The sequence below is a fragment of the Acidimicrobiales bacterium genome, assembly GCA_035540975.1.
Classification (GTDB): Bacteria; Actinomycetota; Acidimicrobiia; order Acidimicrobiales.
The window spans coordinates 61,574-71,915 of record DATLFN010000136.1; the positions used below are offsets into that span (position 1 = coordinate 61,574).

Sequence of the window (10,342 nt, forward strand, 5' to 3'; positions counted from 1 at the left end):
ACGGCCCGGCGGCAACCGCAACGAGCAGCCCGTCGACGCCGTGCGCGCCGGCCAGTACCGCGTCTGCCTCACCTGGCGAACCGGGCGATGTACGCGCGCCGCGCGTGTCAGGTGCGGTACACCGTCACGTGGGCCGTGGAGTCGGCGGTGAAGGGCGAACGCGTCCAGTCCGCCCACCGGCTCTCCCTGCGAAGCCCGGCCAGCCGGCCCATCAGGTCCAGCTCGGCCGGCCACGCGTAGCGGTGGGTGGCCGGGTACAGCCGGACCCGACCGCCGGCGAACACCGCCTGGGTGGTGCGCATGAGCTGGTCGGCCTGGTCGAGCTCGGCCGCCTCGATGGACAGGACGTCGGGCCCGATCACCCGCGGTCGCAGCAGGCGGTTGCTCCTGAACCCGCCGACGTCGGGGACCCACGCCTCGACCACGAACCGGCCCCCGGGGCGGAGGTGACGGGCCGCGTTCTGGAAGCACGCCACCTGGGCGTCCTGGTCGGGCAACGCGAAGATCGTGTTCACGGCCAGCACGACCAGCGAGAACCCCTCCCCCGCCACGGCGTCGGCGAAGTTGCCGATCACGACGCGGAGCTGTTCGCCACCGGGCTTCTCCCGGAGCTTCGCCACCATCTCGGGCGATCCGTCGATGCCGTGGACGTCGAGCCCCCGGCGCACCATCGGGAGGGCCAGCCGGCCGGTACCGATGCCGAGCTCGAGCACGGGCCCGCCGTCGGCCAGCTCCACCAGGCAGTCGACCGCCGCGTCGGTCTCCCAGTGGTCGGCGTACAGCGCGTCGTAGTCATCGGCGATGCCCGAGGCGCCGTACTCGCCGGCGTCGAAGTCGCTCATCGACGCAGCGTAGGCGCCGCCCTGCTGCCGCCCTACCGCTTCCCGGACCGGCGGGTCACCTGTCCGCCGGGCTCTCCTCGACGAGCAGCGGATCCCCCCGGCGGACCACCCACCGGGCGGCCCGGGTCTCACCTGCCGCCGGGTCGGTGACCCCGTCCACGTGCCACCACTCGGCCCGCACCCGGTCATGGTCGACGTCGACCACCAGGTACCCGTGGCGTTCGAGGTCGAAGAAGCGGACGTGCGGGTTCTGGCGCCGTACGACACGGCGGAGGAGGGCCCGGGCACCGGGAAGGGGCGGCGCCACCTCCTCGGCGAACGACCGGGACGTGATGCTGGGCGTGACGAGCTCCACGCCGACGGTCCGGGACGGCTGCGTCGGGTCGAGGGTCAGCTCCGACGCCCACGACGAGTGGAGGTCGCCGGTGAGCACCACGATGTCGCTCACCCCGGCGCGCTCGACGAACTCGAAGAGGTTCCGGCGCTCGCGTGGGTAGCCGTCCCACTGGCCGGCGTTGACGCCGGCACCGCCGGCGACGGTTCCGGGGAGGAAGCGGCGGAGCGGGCCCGGGAGGGTGACGAGGCGCAGCGGCGCCATCATCACCTGGTTGCCGAGGACCCGCCACGCCGCCGGCGCCCGCAGCTCGTCGCGGAGCCAACGGCGCTGGCCGTCACCCAGGAGCGAGCGGCTCCGGGACTCGACCGTCGCCACCGGGCGCTCGCCGTCTGCCGCCGGTCGATCGCGGCCCTCGAGGCGGGTGTCGAGCATGATCAGGCGGACGAGGTCGCCGAGGGCGAAGCTCCGGTAGATGCGCCCGGGACGCGACCGGTCCGGCGTGCGGACGGGGAGCCACTCGAGGAAGGCCCGGGTGGCGGCCGCCCGGCGTCGGGGCCACGGCCCGTCCGAGGCCGGGTCGTGGTCGGCGGCGCCGTCGCGCCAGGCGTTGCCGGCCACGTCGTGGTCGTCCCAGACCGCCACCAGCGGATGGCGCTCGTGCAGGCGCCGGAGGTCGGGGTCGGTCCGGTACTGGGCGTGGCGGGCCCGATAGTCGGCGAGGGTGCGCAGGCGCGCCGCAGGGTTGTGGGACCGGCCGAGCTCCGTCCACGCCTCGTCGCTCTCGTAGACGTAGTCCCCGAGGTGCACGACGAGGTCGACCTCGCGCTCGGCCAGATGCCGGTAGGCGGTGAACAGCCCGTGCGCCCAGTTGGCGCACGACACGACGCCCAGGCGCACGGCCGCCGTCTGCCCGCTCGGCGCCGTCCGGGTGCGCCCGACGGGCGACGCGGCGCCGTCGACCTCGAACCGGTAGTGGTACGTGGTCGCCGGCTCGAGGCCACCGACGTCGACCTTCACCGTGAAGTCGTCCTCGGCCGAGGCAGTCGCGTGCCCTTCGGCCACGGCGGGGCCCCCGCCGTCGGACGAGCGAGAGACCCGCCACCGCACGGGGACGGCGTCGCCCTCGGGGACCGTCACCCGGGTCCACAGCACGACCGCGTCGGGGAGCGGGTCGCCGCTGGCGACCCCGTGGCGGAACGGGCCGCCTCCACCGGCGGTCAACGCCGCGGGCGCTCTGCGGGGCGACCGGCGAGGCCGCCGGCGCGGCGCCGGCCGAGCGGGTGGGCCGACCCCATGGTGAGCATGCCCCGACCGATGCACAGGCCGGGATGGCGCCCGGCCAGGCCGGCCAGAGGGCTCCCGGGGCCCGTGTCGACTCGAACGGAGGCGAGCCGCGCCCTGCCCCGCACGTGGGCGCCCGTCGCCACCACGCCGGCGTCGCCGGACTGCAGGCACCACGTCGGGAGCGGGACCGGGGCTCGGGGGCCGATGGGCCGGCCGCTCAGCTCGACGTCGCCCTCGGGCCACCGCAGGCGAGCGGTGCCGTCGCCGCCCGGCGACCACTCCAGCGTCCCCAGCTGCTTGGGGAAGCTCCACCGGGCCCGGCCCTCGTCGAGTGACGCCGCCGTGTCGACGACCATCACCGTGGCGCACGAGCCGGGCCGGGCACCGAGGCGCACCGGCTCGACGACGGCCAGCTCGACGTACGGCCCGACGGGCGACGTGGCGTAGCGGGCACCGATCACCAGGACCGGTCCGGGAACGCGCACCAGCGGTGCCGGCACGACGCCGACCGCTTGGGGGCTCCAGGCGACGCCCACCACGCACTCGCACGTGGCCCGCCACCGCGCCGGGCTGCCCACCGGGGCGGCGCCGGAGGCCGCCGTGCGCCTCCCGCCCCGGCCCGCGGGGACCGCCCTACGCACCCCGCCGGCGGACGGCCCGGCGCTGCTCGATGAAGTCGACCAGCACGTAGTCGCCCAGCGTCTCGGGCGTGGTGAAGAAGGCCCGGCCCCGGTTGAGCTCGGTCAGCTTCTCCACGAACGCGGTCAGCGCCCGGGTGGCGTCGAGCATGAACGTGTTGATGCGAATGCCCTCACGGGTGCAGCGGTTCACCTCGGCCAGGGTGGCATCGACCGTCTCCCGCACCGGTGGGTAGTTGAAGAACACCTCGCCGTCGGGGCGGACGTGGGCGGTGGGCTCGCCGTCGGTGACCAGGATGATCTGGCGGGTGCCCGGCCTCGACGCGAGCATGCGCCGGGCGAGGGCGAGGCCGTGCTGGAGGTTGGTGCCGAACACGAAGTCCCACGACACCTCGGGCAGCTGTCGGGGCTGGAGCTCGCGTGCGACCTCGCTGAAGCCGACGATGCCGAGGTAGTCGCGGGGGTACTTCGACGAGATGAGGGCGTGGAGGGCGACGGCCACCTTCTTGGCGGCCAGGAAGTTGTCCCGCATGGGCATCGAGAGCGAGAGGTCGAGCATCAGCACCGTCGACGTGCGGGTAAGCGTCTCGCTGCGCTCGACCTCGAAGTCGTCCGCCGACAGGCGCACCGGCAGGCCGGCGCCACCACGCGCCAATGCGTTGCGGACGGTCCGCTCGATGTTGACGTCGAAGGGGTCGCCGAACTCGTACGGCTTGGTCTCGTGGGACCGCTCGCCCCCACCGCCGGCCCGCTCGACCTGGTGGCCGCCGAGGCGATCGCGCGAAAGCTTGGCGAACAGCTCTGCGAGGGCATTGTGGCCGATCCTGCGCAGGCCCTTCGGAGTGAGCTCCAGGCGCCCCTCGCGGTGCTCCACCAGCCCCGCCTGCTCCAGCGCACGGGACAGCTGGGCCAGCCGCTCGAGGTCGCGCGCGGCGTCGGGGCCGAGCAGGTCCCGGGCCCGCTCGATGTCCACGTCGGCCAGCGCGCCCGGCGCCGCCGCACCGCTGAGCAGGCTCTCCAGGTCGTCCAGCTCGCCCAACTGGTCGACCACGGCGGCCCCGTCCGCCAGACCGAGGGGGTCGTCCCCACGGAACGACCAGGAGCGTTCCCACCCGGCGTCCGGGAAGGCGGACTGCAGGTTCGACCTGAGGCGCTCGACCTGCCAGGCCAGGTCCATGTCGCCCAGCAGCCGGTCGGACAGCGCCTGGATCTCAGCCCGCTGCTCGGGCGTCATCGAGTTGAGCATGGCCTGGCCGGCCGCCATCTGGGCGGCCATCTGGGCCAGCAGCTCGTCGAGCGTCTCCGGCCTGCCGGGGAAGAAGTCGCCGAACTCGTGCATGAAGCGGTCGAACGCCGCCGTGGTGTCCTCGCCCCCCGCCCGCATCTCGAGCAGGTCGTTCAGGGACGAGAACATCTCCCGCATGCGGGCGACCTGCTCGGGGGTGAGGCTCGACATGGCCTCGGACATCTGGTTGAACCGGCTCTGGAGGACCTCGCGCCGGAGCCGGTCCACCAGCTCCTCGAAGCGCTCGGCCGCCTCGGGCGACGTGAACTCGTGCTGCTGGAGCGCCTGCACGCGGCCGGCCAGGTCGGGCGGGAGCAGGTCGAGGCGCAGGCGCCGCTCCGCCATGGCGCCCTCGGTCACCTCCTGCCGGCGCCGGTCTCCCGACCGGCGGGCCTGCTCCACCAGCCGGTCGATCGCCTCGCGATCGGCGGCGACCACCTCGTGCAGCTCCCGGGCGATTCCGTCGTAGGCGCCTCCCAGGTCGTGGGACTCCAGCAGCTCGCGGCGCCGCTCCCGGAGCCGCTCGAGCAGCTCCTGGAGCCCGGCCACCCGCTCGCCGGCCCGGTCCCGGAACCCCTGCTGGAGCAGCCGGCGCAGGGCCGGGCTCACGTCGCCGTGGTACAGCAGGTCGTCGGTGATCTCCGACAGGACGTCCTCGGCGTCGAGCTCGAAGCCGGTCTGGGTGCCGTCCCACCTCGAGTACCCGAACCGGCGTCCCACGGCGCGAGCGTAAGCCCGGGTCCCGGCCTACGCGTCAGCGGCCCCGGTACGTCGACCGGGCCCCCACCGACTCCTTGTTGAGGCGGCGGGAGAGGTGCAGCCCCTCCAGCACGAACTCGACGGCACTGGCCACCGCTCCGGGCGACTCCCCCGCCGCCAGGTCGGTCACCGACCGGCGCAGGGCGGGCACCTTGGCCAGGACGTCGAGGTAAGCGGACGCCTGGACGTCGTCACCGGCGTGAACGATGGTTGACGAGTCGTCGAACGCCATCACGACGTCACCGAACTGCGAGAGCTGGCAGCGCCGCTTGAACACGGTGAGCACGGCGGCGTTGACCAGTCGCTCCAGGATCCCCTCGTCCCGGCCGTCGTCGAACGAGTCGATCTCGACCTTGCCGGCGGTGGACGCCACCAGGGCCTCGAGGTCGCTGACCCGGGGCACGGCGTCGGGCTCGCCCAGGCGCAGGGCGCGCCGGGCGGCGTTGGCGGTGAGCACCTCGGCGTTGGCGATGCTCAGGCGCACGGACACGCCCGACCGCTGGTTGACGTGCGGGCTGGACCGGGCCAGGTGGCTGACGGTGGCGACGATCTCCGACATGAAGTCGGGCACGTGGACGCGCACGCCCAGCCCGTCCAGGGGCTCCGCCTCCCGGGCGACCACCGCCAGCTCCGTCTCCACGTCCACCGGGTAGTGGGTGCGCACCTGGGTGCCGAAGCGGTCCTTGAGCGGCGTGATGATGCGGCCCCGGTTGGTGTAGTCCTCGGGGTTGGCCGACGCCACCAGCAGCACGTCCAGCGGGAGGCGGACCTTGTAGCCGCGCACCTGAACGTCCCGCTCCTCCAGCACGTTGAGCAGCCCGACCTGGATGCGCTCGGCCAGGTCGGGCAGCTCGTTGATGGCGAAGATGCCCCGGTTGGTGCGGGGGACGAGGCCGTAGTGGAGGGTGAGCTCGTCGGAGAGGTACCGGCCCTCGGCCACGCGGATGGGGTCGACCTCCCCGATGAGATCGGCGATGGACGTGTCGGGCGTGGCCAGCTTCTCGCCGAAGCGGTGGTCGCGGTGGACCCACTCGACCGGGGTGTCGTCACCCCTCTCGGCGACCACGTCGCGGGCGTGGCGGGACACCGGGTGCTCGGGATCGTCGTTGATCTCGGACCCGGCCACGATCGGCATCCACTCGTCCAGCAGGCTGGTGAGCGACCGGATCAGGCGGGTCTTGGCCTGCCCCCGCTCGCCCAGGAAGATCACGTCGTGGCCGGCGAGGAGCGCGTTCTCCAGCTGGGGCAGGACGGTGTCGTCGTACCCCACGACCCCGCCGACGAGGGGCAGGCCGGCGGCGATGCGGGCCGCCGCGTTGCGGCGCACCTCGTGCTTCACCGGCTCCGAGCGCCACCCCGACGCCCGCAGCTCACCCAGGGTCCCCGGCCGCGCCGTCATGCCGTCACCATAGGCCCGGCCCGGGGCTACGCCGCCTCGACCCTCCGCCGTCGGACGGGAACGCCGGGCTCGTCGCGATCGACCGCCGGAGCACCCGGGCCGTGACACGATGGCCGCGTGGAGATCCGCCATCACCGCTACGACGCGGTCATCGTCGGTGCCGGCGGCGCCGGCCTGCGTGCCGCCATCGAGACGGTGGGCAGGTGCCGCACGGCGGTGCTCACCAAGCTCTACCCCACCCGCTCCCACACCGGGGCGGCGCAGGGCGGCATGTGCGCGGCGCTGGCCAACGTCGAGGAGGACTCGTGGGAGTGGCACCTCTTCGACACCATCAAGGGCGGCGACTACCTGGTGGACCAGCCGGCGGCGGAGATCATGTGCCGCGAGGCCATCGACGCCGTGATCGAGCTGGAGCACTTCGGCCTGCCGTTCAACCGCACGCCCGAGGGCCGGATCGACCAGCGCCGCTTCGGCGGCCACACCCGCAACCACGGCGAGGCGCCCGTGCGCCGCGCCTGCTACTCGTCCGACCGCACCGGCCACATGATCCTCCAGACCCTGTACCAGCAGTGCGTGGCGCGGGGCGTCAACTTCTTCAACGAGTTCCAGGTGCTCGACGTCGCCTACGCCGAGGGCCGCCTGGCCGCCGTCGTCGCCTACGAGCTGGCCACCGGCGACCTCCACGTCTTCAACACCAAGGCCGCCCTCTTCGCCACCGGCGGCTTCGGGAAGATGTTCAAGGTCTCGTCCAACGCCCACACGCTGACGGGCGACGGCCCCGGCCTCTTGTACCGGCGCGGGGTCCCCATGCAGGACATGGAGTTCTTCCAGTTCCACCCCACCGGGATCTACAAGCTCGGGATCCTGCTGTCGGAGGCGGCCCGGGGCGAGGGCGGCATCCTGCGCAACAACGACGGCGAGCGCTTCATGGAGCGCTACGCCCCCACGGTGAAGGACCTGGCGCCGCGCGACATGGTCGCCCGCGCCATCCAGACCGAGATCCTCGACGGGCGGGGCGTGGGCGAGGCGGCCGACGCCGTCCACCTCGACCTCACCCACCTGCCGCCCGAGCAGATCGACGCCAAGCTCCCCGACATCACCGAGTTCGTCCGCACCTACCTCGGCATCGAGCCCAAGAAGGTGCCCATCCCGATCCAGCCCACGGCGCACTACGCCATGGGCGGCATCCCCACCAACGTCGAGGGCGAGGTGGTGTCCGACGCCGCCGGCACCGTGCTCCCCGGCCTCTACGCGGCCGGCGAGTGCGCGTGCGTGAGCGTGCACGGCGCCAACCGCCTGGGCACCAACTCGCTGCTCGACATCGTGGTGTTCGGCAAGCGGGGCGGGCGGGCCATGTCCGAGTTCGCCGCCACCGCCGACCTGCCCGAGGCACCCAGCGACGCGGCCGACGACGTCGTCCGGCGGGTGGAGGCCCTGAAGTCGGGTACGGGCGCGGAGAAGGTCGCCGCCGTGCGGGCCGACCTCCAGGCGTCCATGACCGAGAAGGCCTTCGTGTTCCGCAACGAGGACCTGCTGGCCGGCGCCCTGAAGGACCTCGACGACCTCAAGGACCGCTACCAGCAGGTCACCATCGACGACAAGGGCACGACGTTCAACTACGACCTCACCGAGGCGCTGGAGCTGGGGTACCTGCTGGACCTGGCCGAGGCGTCGGTGGTGAGCGCCCGGGCCCGCACCGAGAGCCGGGGCGCCCACTTCCGCACCGACCACCCGCTGCGGGAGGACGAGCACTGGGCCCGGCACACGCTGGCCACCCGGGAGGAGGACGGCACCGTGTCGTTGTCGTACAAGGCGGTGGTGGCGGGCCGCTACCTGCCCATGGAGCGCAGTTACTGATGGCCCTCGTCGACGTCGAGCTCAGGATCAAGCGCTACAACCCCGACACCGATGCCAAGCCGCACTGGCAGACGTTCTCGGTCAAGGCGGAGCCCACCGACCGGGTGCTGGACGCCCTCCACACGGTGAAGTGGGAACAGGACGGGACGCTCAGCTTCCGGCGCTCGTGCGCCCACGGCGTGTGCGGGTCCGACGCCATGATGATCAACGGGGCCAACGCCCTGGCGTGCATCGAGCTGGTCAAGGATGCCGCCGGTCCCCGCGGCGGGCGGGTCACGGTGGAGGCCATCCGCGGTTTGCCCGTCATCAAGGACCTGGTCGTCGACATGGAGCCGTTCTTCGCCCAGTACCGCTCCGTGCTCCCCTACCTGGTCAACCGGGACGACCCCGGCTACACCGAGCGGCTCCAGTCGCCCGAGGACCGCGAGCGCTACGACGACACGACCAAGTGCATCCTGTGCGCGGCGTGCACCACGTCGTGCCCGGTCTTCTGGGGCAACTCCGGTTACGTGGGCCCGGCGGCCATCGTCAACGCCCACCGCTTCATCTTCGACAGCCGGGACCAGGCCGGCAACGAGCGGTTGGACCTCCTGAACCAGCGTTCGGGCGTGTGGCGGTGCCGCACCGCCTTCAGCTGCACCGAGGCGTGCCCCCGCGGCATCAAGGTGACCCAGGCCATCCAGGAGGTGAAGCGGGCCGTCCTCACCGACCGGGTGTGAGGGTCGCCTTCGGAAGCGGAGCTTCCTCGGCGAGCTGGTGGTGCTGCGGCCGGCCGGCGGAGCCGGCCGACCTGCGCCCGTACTTGTTGGCCGGCAGCCGGGGGGGCCGCCTGCGGCGGCGGGAGCGGCCGCCGGCGGGAACACCGTGGCCCGGAGGCGGAGCCAGGTGACCGTGACGCCGGCGCCGGCGGCGCGGGCCGTCGACGCCGTGAAGGTCTACGGGTCGGGGGCCGCCGCCGTGCGGGCGCTGGACGGCGCCAGCGTGGCGTTCGAGGCCGGGCGCTTCACCGCCATCATGGGCGCCTCGGGGTCGGGAAAGTCGACCCTGCTCCACTGCCTGGCCGGCCTCGACCGGCTCACGTCCGGGCACGTCCACCTGGGCGACGTGGACCTCGGCTCCCTCGACGACAAGCGCCTCACCCACCTGCGCCGCGACCGCGTCGGCTTCGTCTTCCAGGCGTTCAACCTCCTGCCGACCCTGACGGCCGAGGAGAACATCACCCTGCCGATGGACATCGCCGGGCGCCGGCCCGACCGCGCGTGGGTGGACCGGGTGATCGACGCCGTGGGCCTGCGCGACCGGCTGCGGCACCGGCCGTCGGAGCTGTCGGGCGGCCAGCAGCAGCGGGTGGCGGCGGCCCGGGCCCTGGCCAGCCGGCCCGAGGTCGTCTTCGCCGACGAGCCCACCGGCAACCTGGACTCCCGGGCCAGCGCCGACCTCCTCGACTTCCTGGGCCGCGCCGTGGCCGACTTCGGCCAGACGATCGTGATGGTGACCCACGACCCGATCGCCGCCGGCCATGCCGACCGGGTGGTGTTCCTGGCCGACGGCCGGGTGGTCGACGACATGGACGGGCCGACGGCGGACCGGGTCCTCGACCGGATCAAGGCCCTGGGGTAGCCCGTGCGGCGGGCGACGCTCAAGAGCCTGCTGGCCCACAAGCTGCGGATGCTGCTGACGGCGGCCGCCATCGTCATCGGCGTCTCGTTCGTGGCCGCCACCTTCGTCCTGACCGACACGATCGACCACACCTTCGAGACGCTGTTCGACGAGCTGACCGCCGGGACGGACGTCTCGGTCCGGGGCACGGACGCCTTCGGCGAGCCCGAGGACGGGGACGGCGGGGACGGCGGGGACGACGGGGACGACGAGACACCGCCCGAGAAGCCCGCGGACGTCAACCTCACGCTCGTTCTCGAAGCGAACGCGGCCGTCCCGGGC

9 protein-coding genes are annotated in these 10,342 nt (G+C 73.3%); 4 read left to right on the plus strand and 5 right to left on the minus strand.

All coding sequences use genetic code 11. The features are described from left to right. Positions 1 to 107: 107 nt before the first annotated feature. Genes VM242_13670 through VM242_13690 form a run of 5 tightly spaced genes read right to left on the minus strand, consistent with a single transcriptional unit; the run spans position 108 to position 6,544 of the window. Positions 108 to 842 carry a class I SAM-dependent methyltransferase gene (locus VM242_13670; GenBank protein HVM06210.1) on the minus strand — a complete coding sequence of 245 codons (735 nt, stop codon included), beginning with the start codon at positions 840 to 842 and terminating at the stop codon, positions 108 to 110. A gap of 55 nt (positions 843 to 897) precedes the next feature. Then, complete coding sequence (locus VM242_13675; GenBank protein ID HVM06211.1) at positions 898 to 2,400, minus strand: alkaline phosphatase D family protein; 1,503 nt, start codon at positions 2,398 to 2,400, stop codon at positions 898 to 900. Then, the gene (locus VM242_13680; protein ID HVM06212.1) at positions 2,397 to 3,104 is read right to left on the minus strand and encodes an acetoacetate decarboxylase family protein; all 708 of its coding nucleotides are present in this window, start codon (positions 3,102 to 3,104) and stop codon (positions 2,397 to 2,399) included. The genes VM242_13675 and VM242_13680 overlap by 4 nt, the downstream gene beginning before the upstream one ends. Further along, on the minus strand, positions 3,097 to 5,106 hold the full coding sequence (locus VM242_13685) for a VWA domain-containing protein (GenBank protein ID HVM06213.1): 2,010 nt from the start codon (positions 5,104 to 5,106) through the stop codon (positions 3,097 to 3,099). Before VM242_13685 ends, VM242_13680 begins: the two co-directional genes overlap by 8 nt. Before the next feature lie 34 nt (positions 5,107 to 5,140). Beyond that, entirely contained in the window at positions 5,141 to 6,544 is a 1,404-nt protein-coding gene (locus tag VM242_13690; GenBank protein ID HVM06214.1) for a sigma 54-interacting transcriptional regulator, read from the minus strand. A 117-nt stretch (positions 6,545 to 6,661) separates the two neighbouring features. Between VM242_13690 and sdhA the strand changes: the two genes are divergently transcribed. The 4 genes from sdhA to VM242_13710 all read left to right on the plus strand — a co-directional run. Next, positions 6,662 to 8,401 (plus strand): succinate dehydrogenase flavoprotein subunit, encoded by a 1,740-nt coding sequence (gene sdhA, locus VM242_13695; protein ID HVM06215.1) that lies wholly within the window; start codon positions 6,662 to 6,664, stop codon positions 8,399 to 8,401. Continuing rightward, complete coding sequence (locus tag VM242_13700; protein ID HVM06216.1) at positions 8,401 to 9,120, plus strand: succinate dehydrogenase iron-sulfur subunit; 720 nt, start codon at positions 8,401 to 8,403, stop codon at positions 9,118 to 9,120. Before sdhA ends, VM242_13700 begins: the two co-directional genes overlap by 1 nt. Positions 9,121 to 9,286: 166 nt before the next feature. After that, positions 9,287 to 10,021 carry an ABC transporter ATP-binding protein gene (locus tag VM242_13705; protein ID HVM06217.1) on the plus strand — a complete coding sequence of 245 codons (735 nt, stop codon included), beginning with the start codon at positions 9,287 to 9,289 and terminating at the stop codon, positions 10,019 to 10,021. Between the two features lie 3 nt (positions 10,022 to 10,024). Next, positions 10,025 to 10,342: hypothetical protein (locus tag VM242_13710; GenBank protein ID HVM06218.1), on the plus strand; the 318-nt coding region annotated here is incomplete at its 3' end.

Bases quoted from the DNA above. Each gene is read 5' to 3' on its own strand.
- VM242_13670 (HVM06210.1), bottom strand. From the start codon at position 842: ATGAGCGACTTCGACGCCGGCGAGTACGGCGCCTCGGGCATCGCCGAT.
- VM242_13690 (HVM06214.1), bottom strand. From the start codon at position 6,544: ATGACGGCGCGGCCGGGGACCCTGGGTGAGCTGCGGGCGTCGGGGTGG.
- VM242_13700 (HVM06216.1), top strand. From the start codon at position 8,401: ATGGCCCTCGTCGACGTCGAGCTCAGGATCAAGCGCTACAACCCCGAC.